Below are 16,810 nucleotides of genomic sequence, written 5' to 3'. Positions count from 1 at the left end.
GATGCGCGAAACAGTGGATCGGTTCTGCCCGGTACCATGCCTGGGCCAAACGCCACAGGCCCCCCGCGCGCCTCGGGGGACCCGCGGCGTCATGATCATTATGCCAGGCTCTCCGATCTTGAGAGCCACTCGGTGCGCAGCACCGCCATGCTGACCGCGTCGTGCCACTCGCCGTCCCAGAGCAGCGCGTCGCGATGCACGCCCTCCTCGACGAAGCCGATCTTCTTGTACACGTGCCTGGCCCGCTCGTTGAAGGCGTACACCTCCAGGCTGACGCGGTGCAGTGGGGTGGCGGCGAAGACGTGGTCCAGCACCAGCGTGATCGCCTCCGTGCCGTACCCCTTGCCGAACGCCCGTGGCCCGATCAGCGCGATGCGCAGGTTGCACGCCAGGTTGCCCTCGTCGAGCTCGTTCAGGACGATCTCGCCTACGTACCCGTCGTCCGCGATGATCGCCAGGTCGAGCCGGTCGGCGTGCTCGCCCCTGGTGGCGTACCACGCACGGCAGACCTCCGCGTCAGGCTCGCCGTGCGAGCCGGTCAGCCGTTGCACCTCGCTGTCGCTGACCAGCTCGTACAGGCCTTCGGTGTGCTCGGGGCCGGCCGGGAGGAGCGTCACGCGCTCGCCGGTGAGCGTGGGTTTGTGATCGAACATCGTCCCTGGCTATCAGTCGTGATCGGACGCGGGCAACCGCATTTCGCGCGCCAGGCGGCGGCGGGTTTGTTTCTCGAGGTGTGGATAGAGGTTCTTCACGCCAAGGAGGTAAAAGAGATGACCTTCGCCGGAAGCATCATCCTCATCATGCTCGGCGCGATCCTCACCCGGGCCGTCGAGTTCGATCTCGCCGGCCTCGACATCAACGTCGTCGGCGTCATCCTCATGCTCGGCGGAGTGATGGGCCTGCTGTTCGGCATCTTCCGGATCAGCGTGACCCGCCGGGCCGTCGGCCCCATCGACGAGCCGGTGCACCGTCGCGAGATCTACGAGGAGCCGGAGACGCGCAGGACCACGGTCTACGAGGAGCGTCGCCGCTACGACGAACCGCCGCTGTAGGAGGTGTACCCACATGCCGGGGATCCAGGAACTGCCGGAAACCATCAGGCGCTCGCCGAAGAAGGCGCGCGACACGTGGGTCAAGGCGCACGACTCCGCCGTCGAGACGTACGGCGAGGGGCGCCGTGCCCACATGACGGCGTTCGCCGCCATGAAGCACTCCTTCGAGAAGGTCGGCGACCACTGGGAGCCCAAGCCCAAGAAGGGCCCGCCCGCCAAGGCCACGGTCCCTCGCCCGCGCGGTACGGCCGAGGGCGTCAGCGCGACCGCCAGCAAGGAGCATCTGATGAAGGTGGCCGCCGGCCTCGACGTGCACGGCCGGTCCAAGATGACCAAGGAGGAGCTGGTCAACGCCATCAAGAAGGCCAACCGGCGGGCGAGCGCCAAGGCCCGCCGCTGACCCGCTCGCTCACAGCAGCCGCTTGACCGCCTCGGCGATCGCCTGGCGGTCAATGCGGGCGTCCGCGAGCTGCTGCTCGGGCGTCGCGGATCCCGGCAGGTCGCGTACGGCCAGCTTCACCATCCGCGGCCCGAGCTCGCTGACGGCGTCGCTCACCGCGTCGCCCAGCCCGCCCTCGGGCCGGTGGTCCTCGACGATGATCAGGTTGCCCGTGGTGGTGGCCGCCTCCGCCAGGACCGCCGCGTCTATGGGCTTGACCGAGTACATGTCCACCACGCCGACCGGGACACCCGAGTCGGCCAGCTCGTCGGCCGCCGCGAGCGCCTCGTGCACGCTCACTCCGGCGGCCAGGATGGTCGCCCGGTCGTCCGGCGACTGGCGCAGCACGCGCGAGCCGCCTACGGGGAACCGCTCGCCGGGCTGGTAGATCACGGGGGTGGCGCCGCGCGTGGTCCGTAGGTACGACACTCCGGACAACTCGGCCATCTCGGTCGTCAGCGCGGCGGCCTGGTTGGCGTCGCACGGATACAGCACGGTGCTGCCGTACACCGCCCTGAGCATGGCCAGGTCCTCCAGCCCCATCTGGGACGGGCCGTCCTCGCCGATCGACACCCCGGCGTGCGAGCCGACGAGCCTGATCGACGCCCCGCTCACCCCGGCCATCCTGATGAAGTCGTAGGCCCTGGTCAGGAAGGCGGCGAAGGTGACGGCGTACGGCACCCAGCCGCGCACCTGCATGCCGATCGCGGCGGCGACGAGCTGCTGCTCGGCGATGTACATCTCGAAGAACCGCTCGGGGAAGGCCTTGGCGAACTCCTCGGTCCTGGTCGAGTCGGCCACCTCGCCGTCGAGCGCCACGACGTCGCCGCGGGCCGCGCCCAGCGCCGCCAGCGCGTCGCCGAACGCCGACCTGGTGGCGACCGCGTCGCCGACCTTGTACTCGGGCAGCGTCAGCGTCCCGGACGGGTACCGGAGCGGCGTGGCCTTGGGCGGCGGCTGCACCTCAACTGTGAGGTCCCTGACGCCGCCCAGCTCGTCGACGGCCTTGCCGGGGTCCTTGAGCGGCTTGCCGTGCGCGCCCTCCCTGTTCTCCACCTCCAGGACGCCCTCGCCCTTGCGGGTCTTGGCCAGGATCACCGTCGGCCGCCTGCGCGTGTTCTGGGCGTCGTTCAGCGCGTAGTCGATCTGGCCGGGGTCGTGGCCGTCGATCTCGATCGTGTGCCAGCCGAACGCGCCGAACCTGCGGGCGTACGCACCGGTGTCCCAGCCGTGCCGGGTGGGGCCGTGCTGGCCCAGCCTGTTGACGTCCACGATCGCGGTGAGGTTGGCCAGGCCCTCGCAGCCCGCGTGCTCGGCGGCCTCCCAGATGGAGCCCTCGGCCAGCTCGCTGTCGCCGCACAGCACCCACACCCGGTACGGCAGCCGCTCCAACCTGCCGGCCAGCGCCTCACCCACGCCGACGGGCAGCCCCTGGCCGAGCGAGCCGGTGGCGACGTCCACCCACGGCAGCCGCGGGGTGGGGTGGCCCTCCAGGCGGCTGCCCCGCTTCCTGAAGGTCAGCAGTTCCTCGTCGGTGATGGCGCCGGCCGCCTTGTAGAGCGCGTACAGCAGCGGCGAGGCGTGCCCCTTGGAGAAGATCAGGTGGTCGTTGGCCGGGTTGTCCGGATGGTCGAAGTCGTAGCGCAGATGGTGGGCGAACAGCACGGCCATGAGATCAGCGGCGGACATGGACGAGGTCGGATGGCCGGATCCGGCGGCGGCGGAACTCCGCACCGAGTCGACGCGGAGCTGGGCGGCCAGGTCGGTCAGGAACTGTAGGTCGCGTTCAGACATCAGGTCCTCCTCGTGGTTCCCCGCCGCCTACCCCGAGGTGGGCCGCCTAACGCTGCCGGGGCGGGCGCAGCGCCGCGGTGATGTCCGGTGTCAACCCGCCTCTCCGATGCCGCGTTCCTTCTGCCGTCGCACGGCCAGCACGATGTCCACGCCGACGACCACGGCCAGGATCACGGCGATCCCCGTCATCACCCAGGCTCCCGCGATGAGGCCGAGAACCGCGAACGCGAACAGGAAGATCAGCATGAACGCGCCCACCAGGATGTGGACGACGTCACGCGGTGTCGCCGGAACCATGGGCTTGCCTGTGGCCGAGCGCTGCTCCCAATCGTCATCTTCGGTCATGAGCCTCACCTGCCCCTGAGGTTTGGCCCCTAACGTCGGGGGTACCGGCAGGCGACATGCCGTTTGGGTGATTCGTCCCCGGGCATGCGGCGACTGGAGAAGGAGGCGACGATGGAAGCTCCGCAGTACGTCGCGGCCCGCGTCCAGCAGGCGCTGGCCGAGGACGAGCGTACGTGCGAGCTCGGCATCCGCGTGGACATCAGGGGAGACCAGCTCTTCCTGCGCGGCCAGGTGAGCGGGGCCGAGCACCGCGACCGGCTGGGAGAAGTGGCGCACGAGGTCGCCCCCGGCCTGCGCCTGCACAACGAGATCAGGATCGTGGACGTCACCGAGCCGGGAGAGGATGAGCATCTTGACTGACCTGCACATCGCGGCAGTGGGCGACATCCACCTGGGTGAGGAGGTCAGGGGCAGGTACCGGGAACGGCTGAAAGGCATCGAGCACCGCGCCGACGTGCTGATGCTGGCGGGTGACCTGACCCGGCACGGCACGTTGGAAGAGTGCCACCTGGTCGCGGACGAGTTCCGCGACCTGCCCGTGCCCGTCGTCGCCGTCCTCGGCAACCACGACTACCACTCCGACCGGCAGGACGACATGGCCGCCGCGCTGCGCGACGCCGGGGTCACCGTCCTCGACGACGAGGGGACCGTCATCAGCTGCGGCGACACCAAGCTCGGCGTGGCCGGCGGCAAGGGCTTCGGCGGCGGGTTCGCCGGCAAGTCCGCGAGCGAGTTCGGCGAGCGGGAGATCAAGAACTTCGTCGCGCACACCAGGGCCATCGCCGAATCGTGGAAGCTGGCGCTGAAGAACCTCCAGACCGAGCGGCGGGTCGTGCTGTCGCACTACTCCCCGATCAAGGAGACGCTGGAGGGCGAGCCGCTGGAGATCTACCCGTTCCTCGGCAGCTACCTGCTGGCCGAGGCGGTCGACACCATCGGCGCCGACCTGTTCCTGCACGGGCACGCGCACAAGGGCACCGAGAAGGGCATGACCCCGGGCGGCATCAGGGTGCGCAACGTCGCCCTGCCCGTCCTCGGCCGGGCGTACGGCATGTACTGCCTCGACGGCGTCGACTGACAGCCGCCACGCGGACGGCTACCGCCGGCTGGAGGGGCGCAGCCCGTCGATGCTGAAGGACAGCAGGCGCTCGCCCTGTGCGGCGGATGTCTGTTCCCCGGCCCACGCGACGGCGTTGATCAGGGCGTACAGGTCTGAGGCGGTGGCGTCGCCGCGTACCGTTCCGGCGGCCTGCGCGCGCTCGAGCAGTTGCTCGCCGGCTGTGAGCACCGCTTGGCAGGCGGCGTGCAGCTCCGAGGTCTCATCTTCGATGCTGCGCAGCAGCGACGCGGCGAGCCCTCGATACATCGTGGTGTGCGCTACCGCCGCCCGTGCCCAGATGACCAGCGCCTCGTGCGCGGACGGATGGTCGAGGAGATCGCGGGCCGTGCCGGACAGCGCCTGCATGCGGTCGCGCATCAACGCCTCCAGCAGAGCCTGCCGGTTGGGGAAGTGGCTGTAGAGCGTGCCGTTGGCCACTCCCGCCCGCCGGGCGATGTCCTCCAGCGAGGCCTCCACGCCGTGCGCGGTGAAGACCGTCGCCGCTTCGGCGAGCAGTCGTTCGTAGTTGCGGCGCGCGTCGGCGCGCATCCGCCGCTGCGGCGCCGGGCCGGTGGTCGTCATTCGGGCGCTCCCCGGGTTGCTAAGTTGAGACTGTCTCAATATATTTCTTGAGACTGTCTCAGCTTACTGTCGCCGTCCGACGAAGGGACCCTTGTGACCATCGCCGACAACCCCATCCTCGTCACCGGTGTGACCGGACGCCAAGGCGGCGCCACCGCCGTCCAGCTCCTGGCCAACGGCTGGCCGGTGCGTGCCCTCGTCCGCGATCCTCACGCTCCGTCCGCCCGGGCACTCAAGGAGCGGGGCGCCGAACTCCGCGTCGGAGACCTCGACGATCCCGGCTCGCTCGCTGCGGCCGCCGCCGGCGCTCACGGCATCTTCGGCGTCACACCGGACGACCACGACCTCGACCGTGAGGTCCGCCGCGGCCGCAACCTCGCCGACGCCGGCGCGGCCGCCGGCATCTCCCACTTCGTGTTCGCCTCGGTCGGCGGCGCCGACAGAGGAACCGGCATCCCCTACTGGGAGAGCAAATGGCAGATCGAGCAGCACATACGTGCGCTCGGCCTGCCCGCCACGATCCTGCGGCCGGTCCGATTCATGGAAAACCACACCATCCCCGGACTGCCCCTCGGCGGAATCGTCGACGGCGAGCTCAGGCACCTCTTCGACCCGGAAACCCCGGTGCAGCTGATCGCCGTCACAGACATCGGCGCCTTCGCCCACCTCGCCTTCGCCCACCCACAGGACCATGTCGGCCAGGCGATCGAGATCGCAGGCGACGAGCTGACCCCCAGCCGGACAGTGGAACTCATCAGCCGCAGCCTCGGACGCGAGATCACCTACCGGCAGGTCTCCGTCGACGGTGCCGGCCTGGGCCCGGACGCCCAACGTGTGTTCACGGACGAGCGCGGTCTCTGGCGAGCGGACATCGCCGCGTTGCGAGAACGCCATCCCGGCCTGCTGGACTTCCCGTCCTGGCTCCACCAGGGCGGCGTCGAGATGATCCGGGCCATGCTCACCGGCAGGCCGCGCGTTCAGGCTCTCGGCTGAACCGCCGCCGGCCCGTCGGCGCCCCACCTGACCAGGGTGCCGACGTGGCCGGCCTGGGCGCCGCTGCGCGCATCGATGCTGAAAGCGCCGAACAGCGTGGTGGTCTCGAGCGAGCACGCCGCCGACCACAGCCGTGAGCGTTCGGTGCTGCCGGCGAGCTCGGCGCAGTCGACGGCGATCGCCGCCGCGGCGACCGCCTGAGTCGCCAGATAGTCCGGAATCTGCCCGGAGCGCGCCTGGTACGCGGCGACGAAGTCGGACTCGCCGATCCCGATCTCGGCCTCGCCGCCGCCACCGGGGAACCACTGGCCCACGCCGTAGATCCCGGCGGGGTGATCGACGGCCTGGCCGAACTCCCGCACACCCGCGGCCACGGCACACCTCGCCCCCGGCGGGTTCGGCGCGGCCAGGCTGCGCCTGACCACCTCGACGTCCTCCTCGAACGAGCCGGCGCAGAACAGGTTCCAGCTTCCCTCTCCCGAAAGGTCATCACCCGGGCCGAGCCGGACAGTGGGAACGCCGAGAGAACGCGCGACCCCCTCGGCCCCCGCGGCGACCTGCCGTCCGAAACTGCCCTTGCCCTGGACGATCACGAGGAGCCGCACCCCGGCGACAGCGGTGATGTGCCGGACGAACGGCTCCGCGTACCGGCTCGCTGGCGTGGGCACCGACACGACGTACCCGGGGTGGGCCGCCTGCACGTCGTCACCCGATCCGCCGTGGTTCCACACGAGCCGGTCGAGAGCCGCCGCGACCCTGCCCGCCCTCCTCATGAGCCGCGTCGAGTACGGGCCGAGCAGCACGTCGCACCGGCTGGCCAACCGGCGAAGCGCCGCCTCCAGCACCACGGGGTCGCTCCGGTCGTCCTCGATGATCACTTCGACGGCGCCGTGCCACTCCCGCCAGACGTCGAGCCCCAGCCGAGCCTGCCTGCCGAAGCGCGCATACTCGCCGGACAGGGAGAGACAGGCTCCAACCCGGAGCCGCTCGATGCCGTCGGTCATCGCATCTCATTGTGTCACCTGGTGAAATGACAGCTCATAGACGCGGTCGGCCGCCGGGCCTCCGAACCGAGCAGACCTTCTTCGGTGTGCCCAGCGTGAGTGTCTTGTCCCGGCTGCGTGGTAGTAGGGGTTCTGTCAGCTGATCCAGCGCGCCGGCTGGCCGGTCAGGCGTGCGATGGTCTCGAAGTCACCGTCCGCATGCAGCAAGGTCAGCTTGTGATGTTGCGCCGTCACCGCCAAGAGGAGGGCGACGGGTGAGGCGCTCTGATGCCACCCTTTGTCGGCGAGTTCGCGCTGCAACGCGCTTGTCTCATCCCAAGCCGGCTCGGGGATGACGTAACAGGGAAAAGTCTCATGGAGGAGATTGTCGGCTTCGTAGAAGGCCGGGCGGCCGCCGACGGCGCGGAGGTACTCCTGACGGACCGGCTCGCAGATTCCGACAAGCCCAGCGGAGACTGTCTGATCCCATTCCGCGCCGACTTGGCCACGGTAGAAGCGGACGAGAGCGCTGGTATCGATGAGATAGAGCTCTGTCACGCCACAGCCTGCTGACCGCCGTCGCCCTTCTCGAGGATTGAGAAGTCGATCTCTCCTTCGGCCACCATCTCGCGCATGCGAGCCACAGCCGCTGCCCGTCGGCGTCGGTCGACGATCTCCCGTAGGGCGGCGTTGACTGTGTCCTTCTTGGACGAGGTGCCGAGCAACTTCGCCGCCTCGGCCAGGGCTTCGTCATCGAGGTCGATCAATGTCTTGGTCATGATGTCGCCCCATCTGTATATATGAATCCGGGTCAGTATATACGAGAGCCTGCGCCCGTTCTCAGAACTGCCTGGGGTCGGTGAGTGAGCGGCCAAGCGTATTCGCCGTCGGCTGGCGCACCTCGTCGAGCTGGACCTGGCCTGGCGGGCGGGCAACGACAACCCCGCGCTGCTCCCTCTCGTAGGCGTCGTACGACGCCTATTCGGCGATCGTGCGGGTAGCCCGATCCCATGAGCAGCCACGGGCACGAAGTCACCGACGCGATCCTCGACACGCTCACGAGGGCCAGCTCCGCGCTGAAGGACGCCGGGGTGAAGTTCGCGCTTGCCGGGGGGTGCGCCGCCTACGCCAGAGGCGCCGCCCCGTCGCTGCACGACGTGGACTTCGTGCTCTCCGAGCAAGACGTGCCCGCCGCGCTGGAGGCGCTGCGCGCGATCGGCTTCAAGACCGCCAAGCCGCCGGAGGACTGGCTGGTCAAGGCGTACGACGACGGACGCCTGGTGGACCTGATCTTCCGGGTCTCCGACAGCCCGGTCTCCGACGAGCTGCTGGGCAGGGCCGAGCCGATGAAGGCGGCGTCCGTGATCGTGCCCGTGCTGGAGGCGACCGACCTGGTCATCTCGTGGCTGATGCCGCTGTCGGAGCACGCCTGCGACTACGGGGCGCTGCTGTCGCAGGTGCGGGCGCTGCGCGAGCAGGTCAACTGGCCGAGGGTGGCCGCGGTGACCGCCGACTCGCCGTACGCGACCACCTTCCTGACGCTGCTCGAACGGCTGGCCGTGCTGGAGTCACCGGTCAAGCCCAGCGGCGACCCGAGGTGGCCGTGACGTTCGACGTCACACTGAGTGATCGCTCGCGCGGGCGCCCGACACCTGGGAGGAGCTGCTGCTCGGCGGGGTCGCCCGCAAGCGGTGACCAGCGGTGACTAGCCTCGGCGGGTCGCCGAGCTGACGCGCTTGAGGATGCGGTCCCACTCGGTGCCGAACGGGTTGTCCTGGACGAGGTAGGTCCAGGTCGCCGTGGGACGGCTCAGGTCGGGCTCGGGGGCCTCGAACGACTCGACGGCGCGGCGCTCGATCTCGGCCTGCAACGTCTTGTACTCGGCCACCGCCTCCCGGTGGAACTCGTCGATCGGGCTCATCCGGCCGAGCGCCCGCAAGTGGATGCCCTCGCGCAGGTCCGTCAGGAACGCCAGGTGCTCGGTCCAGCACCGGTCGATCGCGTGCAGCACGATCTGCCTGGCCGTCTCGTCCCTGGTGTCCTCCGGCAGCGCGTTCCAGCGCTCGGGGTCGGCCTCGGCCAGCGCCTTGGCCGCCGCGTCGCCGTGCAGGACCTTGTCGCGCCACTCCAGGATGAGCTCGCGCTGGTGCTCCAGCAGCCGCGTGTAGCGCCAGGTGTTGCGGTGGATCTCCAAGTTGACGCCCTCGGCGACGCGCTGGGCGTGGCCCACCAGGTAGGCGCCGCGGCGGTGGCGCACCACGCCGTCGGCGTCGGCCGCAGGGGGGCGCTCGTCCGGGACGAACTGGGTGATGAGGTCGTCCTGCGTGCTGACGAAGAAGACCGAGCCGCCGGGGTCGCCCTGGCGGCCCGCCCGGCCGCGGAGCTGGTCGTCGAGGCGGCTGCTCGCGTGGCGGCCCGAGCCGATCACGTACAGGCCGCCCAGCTCGGCCACGCCGTCGCCGAGGCGGATGTCGGTGCCGCGGCCCGCCATCTGGGTGGAGACGGTGATCGCGCCGCGCTCGCCCGCCCTGGCGATGATGGCGGCCTCCTCGGCGTCGTTCTTGGCGTTCAGCACCACCGGCTCCAGGCCGCGACGCTGGAGGAGCATGGCCAGGTTCTCCGACTCGGCGACGTCCAGGGTGCCGATCAGGATGGGTCTGCCGGTCTCGTGGACCGCCTGGATCTCCTCGACCAGGGCGGCGTCCTTGTCGGGGACCGTGGGGTAGATCCGGTCCGGCTCGTCCTCCCGCACGCAGGGCCTGTTGGACGGGATCACCGCGACCTTCAGGCTGTAGAACTCGCCGAGCTGCTCGCTGACGGCGACGGCCGTACCGGTCATGCCGGAAATCTGCGGATAGCGGCGGATGAGGCCCTGGATGGTGATCGAGTCCAGGATCTCGCCCTTCTCGCTCGGCGGCAGCGCCTCCTTGGCCTCCACGGCCGCCTGCAGGCCGTCGGGCCAGCGCTGCAGCAGCGCCACCCGGCCGCGCGAGGGGTTGATCAGCTGGACGGCGCCGTCGCGCACGATGTAGTCGACGTCGCGGGTGAGCAGGGCGTGCGCGTGCAGCGCCAGGTTCAGCTCGATCAGCGTGTTGGGCTCCTGCTCGTCGTAGAGCTCGACGCCGAGCAGGCTCTCCACGCTGTCGGCGCCCTTGGGGGTCAGGTAGACGTTGCGCGCCTGCTCGTCGATCTCGTAGTGGTAGCCCCTGACGAGCTGCCTGACCAGCGCCGCCATCTCCGGCACCGCGCTGCCCGCGTCGGCCGCCCCGGCCATGACCAGCGGCACCCTGGCCTCGTCGACGAGGACCGAGTCGGCCTCGTCGATCAGCGCCACCTCGGGCGCCGGGACGATGATCTCGCCCGGGCCGGTGCGCAGCCGGTCGCGCAGCACGTCGAACCCGATCTCGCTGACCGGCCCGTACGTGACGTCCTTCGCGTACGCCTCGCGCCGCTCGTCGGGCGTGGAGTTCTGCCCGATCCACCCCACGCTGACGCCCATCGCGTCGTAGAACGGGCCCATCCACTCCGCGTCGCGCCTGGCCAGGTAGTCGTTGACGGACATCACGTGGACCCGCTTGCCCTGCAACGCGTACCCCGCCGCGGCCATCGCGCCGGCCAGCGTCTTGCCCTCGCCGGTGGCCATCTCCGCCACCTGCCCGTCGAGCAGCGCCAGCGTGCCGAGCAGCTGCACGTCGTACGGGCGGAGCCCGAGGGTCCTGTCGGCGGCCTCGCGGGCGATGGCGCAGAACTCGGCCAGGTCGTCCATGCCCGGGGTCGGCAGCTCGTCGAGCGCGCCGATCCGGTCCGCGCGGCTGTTCGCCGCCTTGACGACCTTCTGGTACGGACTCAGGCTCACGCCTCCTGGACGATCCAGCAGGTTCCTGAAGATTCCGGAAATCGAGGCCACAGTTCCTCCAACGCGCGCTCTGTCTGCACCGTTCCCGCCCGGGGCGAGGGGCGGAGCGACGGTACGGCAAGCGTCGCCGTACCGGACCCTAACCCATACGACGTCCCGAACCGCCACTCCGCTCCCGTCAGGTGTTACGGGCGTTCGCGGCCAGCGCTGGCCAGCACCGTCACGGCGGCGAGCAGCAGCGCACACCCGGACCACGCGAGCGGGGTCAGCCGCTCGCCCAGGAGCGTGACGCCGAGCACGGCCGCCCCCACCGCCTCGCCCAGCGAGATGATCGAGACGGTGGTGGCGCTGAGCGCCGTCAGCGCGCGGAAGAACAGCCCGTACGCCAGCGCGGTCGGCACCGCGCCGAGATAGACCAGCAGGGCCAGCGACGGCAGGTTCACCGCGGGCAGCACCCCGTCGGCCAGCGCGAACGGCGCCAGGCAGCACGCGCCCACGACGAATCCGCCGATGGCCGTGCCTTCGGGATCGTCCCGGTGCCGCCGCGAGTGCAGCGTCACGCCCGCGTACCCGGCGGCGGAGAGCAACGCGAACCCGACGCCCGCCAGCTGGCCCTGCCGCACGCCGCCCAGCGCGGACTCGCCGGTGAGCAGCAGCAGCCCGGCCAGCGCCGTGACGAGCGCGGCCAGCCCGAGCCGCTCCAGCCGCTCGCGCAGCAGGAAGCGGCTGCCGAGCGCCGTGAGCACCGGGGTGGCGCCCATCGTCACCACGGTCGCGATCGCCACCCCCGAGCGCGCGATGGCGACGAAGTAGGCGGTCTGGTAGACGGCCATGCCGACTCCGAGGAGGAGAAGGCGGGGGAGCGCGGCCGGCGCCCAGCGGCTGATGGCCGCGCCGGGCCGGTTCACCGAGTCGGCGGCCGGACGCCGCCAGGCCGCCAGGCGGCTGATGGCGAGGAGGAAGACGGCGCCCAGGAGGTAGCGCCAGAGGGACACGCCGACGGGGCCGAGGCCCCCGGACTGGAACAGGAGCGCGCCCGCGGCGCCCCCGGTGCCCCAGGCGGCAGCGGCCACGCAGACGTAGAGCGCGCCGCGCCGCGCGGAAACGTGGGTCATGACAGATCTCTCCGGAGTGGAGTGGTCGGAATGGGCCCGTACGCGGGCAGCGACCACCCCCGGATCTGTCAGACCCGGAAATTTCAGGGAATGCCGCCCGCTAGTGGGCGGGCGGCGGGGAGCAGATCAGACGTCGCGTCACCCGGTCAGCCTAGTCGAAACGGCCGCGCCGTACCTGACAGAGGATGGCAGGTATGCGTGGAAGGCTCTGTGTCATGACAACGAAGGCGAAGCTCCTGGCCGTCACCATCGACTGCGCGGAGCCCAAGAAGCTGGCCGAGTTCTACCACCAGGTCACCGGCCTGGACATCCAGTACTCCGAGGACGAGTACGCCGCCGTGGGCGACGGCACCACGAACATCTACTTCGGCCGCCTGCCCGGCAGGAAGCCCGTCGTGTGGCCGAGCGACGACAAGCAGTTCCACCTCGACTTCCGGGTGCCGGACGTGGAGAAGGCCGTCGAGGAGTACATCGCGCTCGGCGCGACCCGGCCCGACTTCCAGCCGGGCATCACGGACGGCCGCGTCGGCTGGGTCGTCCTGCAGGACCCGGAAGGCCACGTGTTCTGCGTCTGCCCCGAGAAGTCGTGAGCGTCGAGGTGATGTAGCTCCAAAGTCGTGGGGGATTGATGAGCCGAAAGGATGATTCGACGGCAATCGTTCCCCCATAAGCTTGAGCAATGCTCTTGGAAGGATCCACGCCCCTGCGCGGGCCACGATGACCTGGTTCGGCCTCCTGATCGCACTGGCGGGGGCGTTCGGATACGCGCTCGGCGCGGCACTGCAGCAGTACGAGGCCGTGGCCGAGGGAGCCTCGCTCAGACTGGTGAGACGCCCCCGATGGTGGATCGGGGGCATCATCGGGTTCACCGGGGCGTGCCTGCACGCCGTGGCGCTCAGCTTCGCGCCGCTCGTCGCGGTGCAGCCGATCAGCGTCGCCACGCTGGTGTTCGCGGTGCCGCTGGCCGCGCTGATGCACGGGCGCAGGCCGCACAAGGGTGAGATCTTCGGCTCGATCGCGGTGGCCGTGGGGCTGCTCTGGCTCACGCTCCTGGTGCCGGAGCACAAGGTGACCCCGCATCTCGGCAACGGCGCCGCCATCGGGTTCATCGCCGTGATCGGGGTCGTGGTGCTGGTCACGCGGCTCCTCGCGAACCGGGCCGGCGGCCCGACCAAGGCGCTGCTCCTGTCGGTGGGGGCGGGGGCGGTGACCGCGAGCGTGTCGACGTTCGTCCGCGTGGTCGGCGGCGGCATGGAGGGCGACTGGAGCCGGTTGCTGCACTGGTTCACCCTCGCCGTGCCGGTGCTCCTGGTCTGCGCGGTGGTGCTGCTGCAACACTCGTACGCGGTCGGGTACTTCGGCATCGCCTACGCGGGCGTGCAGGTCGTGGACCCGATCACATCCGTCCTCGCTGGGGCGCTGCTGCTCGGCGAGGCGCTGCCGACGAGCCCGTCCACCGCGATCCCCGCCGTCCTCGCGGGCGCTCTGACCATCGGCGGGACGATCACACTCGGGCGGCTGGCCCCTGACCACTCCCGGGCCGCACCGGTGGACGCCAGCTCAGCGTCTCGTCCATTGACCGCAACATCAGATCTGAACTGAGCCTCCCGGCCATCGCCATCCCGAAGTCGCGCAGCCGCACCGCGACCGGGTTGCGGATCTTGGTCGCCCTGCAGATCGACATCCCCCTGCGCACGATCTTCGACGTCCGTTCCAGGCGGGCCTCGGTGTAGGCGGCCAGGTCCCCTCCGGCGATGTGCGCGAGCACGACGGCGTCCTCGATCGCCTGGCAGGCGCCCTGCCCCAGGTTCGGCGTCATCGGGTGGGCCGCGTCTCCCAGCAGCGCCACCCTGCCCTGGTGAAAGGCCGGCAGCGGCGTGTCGACGTAGTAGACGTCGTTGCGCAGGATCCGCCCGGGCTCCGAGGCTCGCAGCAGCTCGGGGATCGGGCTGTGCCAGTCGCCGAACCTGCGCAGCAGCTCCTCGCGCTCGTCGCCGAGTGTGGCCCCGGCGGGCAGCACGTCCGTGGCGTAGAAGTAGACGATGTCGTCGGCGAGCTGGTGGACGCCGAACACCTTGCCCCGGCCCCAGCTCTCCTGGCTCTGGACGGCCGGACCCGGCCACGGGACGAGCCCCCGCCACGCCGTCACCCCCGAGTAGGCCGGGCTGGGGTGCTCGGGGAAGAGCGCGGCCCGCGTCGCCGAGTGGATGCCGTCGGCCGCCACCACCAGATCGGCCTCCAGGTCGCCTGAGTCCGTACGCACCACGCCGGTCGCGGGGTCCACGCCGGTCACCTTGGTTCCCAGGCGCAGCCGGCCGTGGCCGAGGGCCTGGGCGAGCACGTCGAGCAGGGTGGCGCGGAGCATGATGACGACCGAGTCGCCGTACCGGGCCTGCGCATTGTCCTCGGTGGTGTGCACCAGCCATCGCCCGTCCGGCCTGCGGATTCCGAGCTGCCCCTGGATCCGGGACAGCTCGCGCACCTGGTCGCCGAGGTCGAGGGTGTCGAGCGCCTTCAGTGCGTTGGCCGCGATCGCGAGCCCGGAGCCGACGGCCTCCAGCCGTTCGGTGCGCTCCAGCACGGTCACGTCCCAGCCCTCGCGGCCCAGCGCGATCCCGGCGGTCAGCCCGCCGATGCCGCCGCCGATCACCACGGCCTTCCTCATGTTCGGCCTCCTTTACTACGCCTGTAGTTTTCACTGTACTACGCCTGTAGTTCGGTGGCACTACGGGTGTAGTCTTTCTGTGTCGGCGCTCCGGCGAGTCCGCGGGGCTCGCCGGTTGACCTGCGGGACGGCATGGGGCTGCGCCGCGGCCGGCTGCCTGGAAGGTTGCACTACGGAGGTAGTCTCGATGGTCGTGAAGCGATCCGAGGCCGTCGCCGACGCGGCGATCAGCCTGCTGGTGGAGCGGGGCATGCGCGGGCTGACGCACCGCGCCGTCGACGAGGCCGCCGGACTGCCTCCCGGGTCCACGTCCAACCTGGCCCGCACCCGGGCGGCGCTGCTCGAACTGGCGCTGTCGCGGTTGACCGAGCTGGAGGAGCGGGCGCTGGCGCCCGCCTACCGGGAGCTGCCGCCCGAGCACGCCGACCTGCCCGGGCAGCTGGCCGAGGCGGTGCTCACGCAGCTCGGAGACCGCAGGCGCACGCTGGCCCGCTACGAGCTGGCCCTGGAGGCGACCAGGCGGCCGGAGCTGCGCACGATCTACGACGAGGCGGGCCGCCGCTTCCGCGACCCCGCCGCCGCCATCCTGGCCGCCGCCGGGTCGCGCGACCCGGAACGGCACGCGTGGCAGCTCGTCGCCTTCAGTGAGGGGCTCATGTTCGACGCGATCGCCGGAGCGGGCAAGGAGCCCACCCTCGACGACCTGCGCCAGGCGTTCGGCGACATGCTCCGCGGCATGCTGGCCTGACCGCGCGGGCCCAGGGCCTGGCGGGGCTCGGCGGGGTCGGGCGGGTCCTGGGCCCGGCGGGGTCGGCGGGCGCTCGGTCAGCAGAGGTCGCGGTAGGGGATCTCCGGGAGGTGGCGGTTCCACTCCGCGCGGGACAGCCCGCCGTACCGGCCGCAGAGGGACGTCGCCGGGTCCGCCGGGGCACCCGCGTGCGCCAGGTCGATCGTCAGGACGGTGCCCCGCCCGGCCAGGACGCGCACCCAGCGGCCGTCCTGGCCGAGCGTGGCGCGGACCGGGCGGTCGCCCCCCGCCGAGGGAACCTGGCGGTCGGCGAGCAGCGTGCCGTCGGCGACCCGCCACACGCGGACGCGGTCGCTGTCCGTGCTGGTCAGGAGCCGGCCGTCGGGGCTGAAACGCAGGCTGCCCGGGGACGGCCGCAGGCGCGAGGGCAGCGTTGGGACGCCGTCGAGGTCGTAGATCTGGATGCCCGTCTCCTCGGCGATCGCGACCCGCCTGCCGTCCGGGCTGAAGGTGGTGTACTCCCAGGGCATCCGGTCCAGCCAGGGTTTCCTGGTGCTCGTCCCGCCGCTTGTGGCCTGCGAGTGGGCGCCCGCGAACACCAGCGCCACCCGGTCGCCGGGCCCGACGACGGCGTACTCGCCCGCGAAGGCGGCCCGCCGTGCCCGCAGGTCCCACGCCCAACGCTCGCCCGACTGCCTGGCCGCCGCGAACAGCAGGCCGCCACCGGGGCTGAACCAGGCGGACTGCTGGCCCGGCGCGCCGAGCCCCCTGCCGAAGGGCGGGCCGACTCCGGCGCCCGAGGCCGTGTCCCACAGGTACGAGCGGTCGACCCCGACGAGGGCCAGCGTCCGGCCGTCCGGTGCCCAGGCCATGGCCCGGACGCTCTGCGCCGGCCCCGGCGTCTGGGCGAGCTGCCGTCGCCGGACCACGTCGAACACGCGCAGCGTCCCGTCGGTCAGGGACGCGAGCCGGGTGCCGTCGTCGCTGAGGGCGTGGACCGAGCGGTCTCCCGCGTACGGGTCGGTGAAGACGTCCACGGCCGGGTCGCCCGCCGTGTCCGCCAGCGCGCGCCGAGCCTCCGGGACGGGCGACAGCCGCCAGGCCGCCAGGGCCAGCCTGCGCGCGAGCACCGGGTCGGC

General features: G+C 71.1%; 19 protein-coding genes and 1 pseudogene. 9 read left to right on the top strand and 11 right to left on the bottom strand.

The genetic code is table 11. The features are described 5' to 3' along the window. Nucleotides 1-98: 98 nt before the first annotated feature. Entirely contained in the window at nucleotides 99-653 is a 555-nt protein-coding gene (locus ABZ297_RS23395) for a GNAT family protein (RefSeq protein WP_355349818.1), read from the bottom strand. Nucleotides 654-770: 117 nt separating this feature from the next. Here ABZ297_RS23395 and ABZ297_RS23390 point away from each other — a divergent pair, with 117 nt between their 5' ends. Together ABZ297_RS23390 and ABZ297_RS23385 are read left to right on the top strand one after the other, a co-directional pair. Beyond that, a complete protein-coding gene (locus ABZ297_RS23390) occupies nucleotides 771-1,052 on the top strand; it encodes a hypothetical protein (RefSeq protein ID WP_355349815.1) in 282 nt (93 codons plus the stop codon). A 13-nt stretch (nucleotides 1,053-1,065) separates the two neighbouring features. Beyond that, entirely contained in the window at nucleotides 1,066-1,452 is a 387-nt protein-coding gene (locus tag ABZ297_RS23385) for a ChaB family protein (RefSeq protein ID WP_355349813.1), read from the top strand. Nucleotides 1,453-1,461: 9 nt separating this feature from the next. Here the strand turns inward: ABZ297_RS23385 and ABZ297_RS23380 are convergent, their stop codons facing one another. After that, nucleotides 1,462-3,285, bottom strand: a complete 1,824-nt coding sequence (locus tag ABZ297_RS23380; protein ID WP_355349810.1) for a transketolase — start codon at nucleotides 3,283-3,285, stop codon at nucleotides 1,462-1,464. Nucleotides 3,286-3,375: 90 nt separating this feature from the next. Continuing rightward, the gene (locus ABZ297_RS23375; protein WP_355349807.1) at nucleotides 3,376-3,630 is read right to left on the bottom strand and encodes a hypothetical protein; all 255 of its coding nucleotides are present in this window, start codon (nucleotides 3,628-3,630) and stop codon (nucleotides 3,376-3,378) included. Between the two features lie 111 nt (nucleotides 3,631-3,741). Here ABZ297_RS23375 and ABZ297_RS23370 point away from each other — a divergent pair, with 111 nt between their 5' ends. Continuing rightward, nucleotides 3,742-3,990, top strand: coding sequence for a BON domain-containing protein (locus ABZ297_RS23370; protein ID WP_355349804.1), 249 nt, complete (start codon nucleotides 3,742-3,744; stop codon nucleotides 3,988-3,990). Further along, nucleotides 3,974-4,708, top strand: coding sequence for a metallophosphoesterase (locus tag ABZ297_RS23365; RefSeq protein WP_355349801.1), 735 nt, complete (start codon nucleotides 3,974-3,976; stop codon nucleotides 4,706-4,708). Before ABZ297_RS23370 ends, ABZ297_RS23365 begins: the two co-directional genes overlap by 17 nt. Nucleotides 4,709-4,726: 18 nt before the next feature. Here ABZ297_RS23365 and ABZ297_RS23360 read toward each other — a convergent pair whose 3' ends face one another. Next, entirely contained in the window at nucleotides 4,727-5,311 is a 585-nt protein-coding gene (locus ABZ297_RS23360) for a helix-turn-helix domain-containing protein (protein WP_355349798.1), read from the bottom strand. Nucleotides 5,312-5,404: 93 nt separating this feature from the next. Between ABZ297_RS23360 and ABZ297_RS23355 the strand changes: the two genes are divergently transcribed. After that, on the top strand, nucleotides 5,405-6,304 hold the full coding sequence (locus ABZ297_RS23355; RefSeq protein WP_355349795.1) for an NmrA/HSCARG family protein: 900 nt from the start codon (nucleotides 5,405-5,407) through the stop codon (nucleotides 6,302-6,304). Here the strand turns inward: ABZ297_RS23355 and ABZ297_RS23350 are convergent. From ABZ297_RS23350 to ABZ297_RS23340, 3 genes are all read right to left on the bottom strand, one after another. Continuing rightward, entirely contained in the window at nucleotides 6,289-7,308 is a 1,020-nt protein-coding gene (locus ABZ297_RS23350; protein ID WP_355349792.1) for an ABC transporter substrate-binding protein, read from the bottom strand. The two genes, ABZ297_RS23355 and ABZ297_RS23350, sit on opposite strands and share 16 nt — an antisense overlap. A 135-nt stretch (nucleotides 7,309-7,443) precedes the next feature. After that, nucleotides 7,444-7,845: a PIN domain nuclease gene (locus ABZ297_RS23345; protein ID WP_355349789.1), complete on the bottom strand. Its 402-nt coding sequence runs from the start codon at nucleotides 7,843-7,845 to the stop codon at nucleotides 7,444-7,446. Further along, nucleotides 7,842-8,066: a type II toxin-antitoxin system VapB family antitoxin gene (locus tag ABZ297_RS23340; RefSeq protein WP_355349786.1), complete on the bottom strand. Its 225-nt coding sequence runs from the start codon at nucleotides 8,064-8,066 to the stop codon at nucleotides 7,842-7,844. Before ABZ297_RS23340 ends, ABZ297_RS23345 begins: the two co-directional genes overlap by 4 nt. 231 nt (nucleotides 8,067-8,297) lie before the next feature. On the opposite strand from ABZ297_RS23340, the gene ABZ297_RS23335 reads away from it, so the two are divergent. After that, nucleotides 8,298-8,894, top strand: a complete 597-nt coding sequence (locus tag ABZ297_RS23335) for a nucleotidyltransferase (protein ID WP_355349783.1) — start codon at nucleotides 8,298-8,300, stop codon at nucleotides 8,892-8,894. Nucleotides 8,895-8,992: 98 nt separating this feature from the next. Here ABZ297_RS23335 and secA2 read toward each other — a convergent pair whose 3' ends face one another. Continuing rightward, entirely contained in the window at nucleotides 8,993-11,143 is a 2,151-nt protein-coding gene (gene secA2 / locus ABZ297_RS23330) for an accessory Sec system translocase SecA2 (RefSeq protein ID WP_355349780.1), read from the bottom strand. Nucleotides 11,144-11,328: 185 nt separating this feature from the next. After that, nucleotides 11,329-12,258, bottom strand: a complete 930-nt coding sequence (locus tag ABZ297_RS23325) for an EamA family transporter (RefSeq protein WP_355349777.1) — start codon at nucleotides 12,256-12,258, stop codon at nucleotides 11,329-11,331. 215 nt (nucleotides 12,259-12,473) lie between these two features. Here ABZ297_RS23325 and ABZ297_RS23320 point away from each other — a divergent pair, with 215 nt between their 5' ends. After that, nucleotides 12,474-12,848 (top strand): VOC family protein, encoded by a 375-nt coding sequence (locus ABZ297_RS23320; RefSeq protein ID WP_355349774.1) that lies wholly within the window; start codon nucleotides 12,474-12,476, stop codon nucleotides 12,846-12,848. Nucleotides 12,849-12,975: 127 nt separating this feature from the next. Then, a complete protein-coding gene (locus ABZ297_RS23315) occupies nucleotides 12,976-13,860 on the top strand; it encodes a DMT family transporter (protein ID WP_355349771.1) in 885 nt (294 codons plus the stop codon). Here ABZ297_RS23315 and ABZ297_RS23310 read toward each other — a convergent pair. Continuing rightward, the gene (locus ABZ297_RS23310) at nucleotides 13,763-14,923 is read right to left on the bottom strand and encodes an FAD-dependent monooxygenase (protein WP_355349768.1); all 1,161 of its coding nucleotides are present in this window, start codon (nucleotides 14,921-14,923) and stop codon (nucleotides 13,763-13,765) included. The genes ABZ297_RS23315 and ABZ297_RS23310 overlap by 98 nt on opposite strands. A 187-nt stretch (nucleotides 14,924-15,110) precedes the next feature. Here ABZ297_RS23310 and ABZ297_RS23305 point away from each other — a divergent pair, with 187 nt between their 5' ends. Beyond that, nucleotides 15,111-15,671 (top strand): TetR family transcriptional regulator C-terminal domain-containing protein, encoded by a 561-nt coding sequence (locus ABZ297_RS23305; RefSeq protein WP_355349765.1) that lies wholly within the window; start codon nucleotides 15,111-15,113, stop codon nucleotides 15,669-15,671. 77 nt (nucleotides 15,672-15,748) lie between these two features. On the opposite strand, the pseudogene ABZ297_RS23300 reads toward ABZ297_RS23305, so the two are convergent. Further along, nucleotides 15,749-16,810, bottom strand: a pseudogene (locus tag ABZ297_RS23300) (hypothetical protein); the annotation flags it as partial.

The sequence above is a fragment of the Nonomuraea sp. NPDC005983 genome, from assembly GCF_040614375.1.
Lineage (GTDB): Bacteria > Actinomycetota > Actinomycetes > Streptosporangiales > Streptosporangiaceae > Nonomuraea.
The sequence above is the reverse complement of the archived record's forward strand: the minus strand, read 5'-3'. Positions and strand labels throughout refer to the sequence as shown.

What these genes read in the sequence shown, in the direction of transcription:
- ABZ297_RS23310 (WP_355349768.1), bottom strand. Translation starts at nt 14,923, where the DNA reads ATGAGGAAGGCCGTGGTGATCGGCGGCGGCATCGGCGGGCTGACCGCC.
- ABZ297_RS23370 (WP_355349804.1), top strand. Translation starts at nt 3,742, where the DNA reads ATGGAAGCTCCGCAGTACGTCGCGGCCCGCGTCCAGCAGGCGCTGGCC.
- ABZ297_RS23395 (WP_355349818.1), bottom strand. Translation starts at nt 653, where the DNA reads ATGTTCGATCACAAACCCACGCTCACCGGCGAGCGCGTGACGCTCCTC.
- ABZ297_RS23340 (WP_355349786.1), bottom strand. Translation starts at nt 8,066, where the DNA reads ATGACCAAGACATTGATCGACCTCGATGACGAAGCCCTGGCCGAGGCG.
- ABZ297_RS23335 (WP_355349783.1), top strand. Translation starts at nt 8,298, where the DNA reads ATGAGCAGCCACGGGCACGAAGTCACCGACGCGATCCTCGACACGCTC.
- ABZ297_RS23375 (WP_355349807.1), bottom strand. Translation starts at nt 3,630, where the DNA reads ATGACCGAAGATGACGATTGGGAGCAGCGCTCGGCCACAGGCAAGCCC.
- ABZ297_RS23305 (WP_355349765.1), top strand. Translation starts at nt 15,111, where the DNA reads ATGGTCGTGAAGCGATCCGAGGCCGTCGCCGACGCGGCGATCAGCCTG.
- ABZ297_RS23350 (WP_355349792.1), bottom strand. Translation starts at nt 7,308, where the DNA reads ATGACCGACGGCATCGAGCGGCTCCGGGTTGGAGCCTGTCTCTCCCTG.
- ABZ297_RS23385 (WP_355349813.1), top strand. Translation starts at nt 1,066, where the DNA reads ATGCCGGGGATCCAGGAACTGCCGGAAACCATCAGGCGCTCGCCGAAG.
- ABZ297_RS23365 (WP_355349801.1), top strand. Translation starts at nt 3,974, where the DNA reads ATGAGCATCTTGACTGACCTGCACATCGCGGCAGTGGGCGACATCCAC.
- ABZ297_RS23390 (WP_355349815.1), top strand. Translation starts at nt 771, where the DNA reads ATGACCTTCGCCGGAAGCATCATCCTCATCATGCTCGGCGCGATCCTC.
- ABZ297_RS23325 (WP_355349777.1), bottom strand. Translation starts at nt 12,258, where the DNA reads ATGACCCACGTTTCCGCGCGGCGCGGCGCGCTCTACGTCTGCGTGGCC.
- ABZ297_RS23315 (WP_355349771.1), top strand. Translation starts at nt 12,976, where the DNA reads ATGACCTGGTTCGGCCTCCTGATCGCACTGGCGGGGGCGTTCGGATAC.
- ABZ297_RS23380 (WP_355349810.1), bottom strand. Translation starts at nt 3,285, where the DNA reads ATGTCTGAACGCGACCTACAGTTCCTGACCGACCTGGCCGCCCAGCTC.
- ABZ297_RS23320 (WP_355349774.1), top strand. Translation starts at nt 12,474, where the DNA reads ATGACAACGAAGGCGAAGCTCCTGGCCGTCACCATCGACTGCGCGGAG.
- ABZ297_RS23360 (WP_355349798.1), bottom strand. Translation starts at nt 5,311, where the DNA reads ATGACGACCACCGGCCCGGCGCCGCAGCGGCGGATGCGCGCCGACGCG.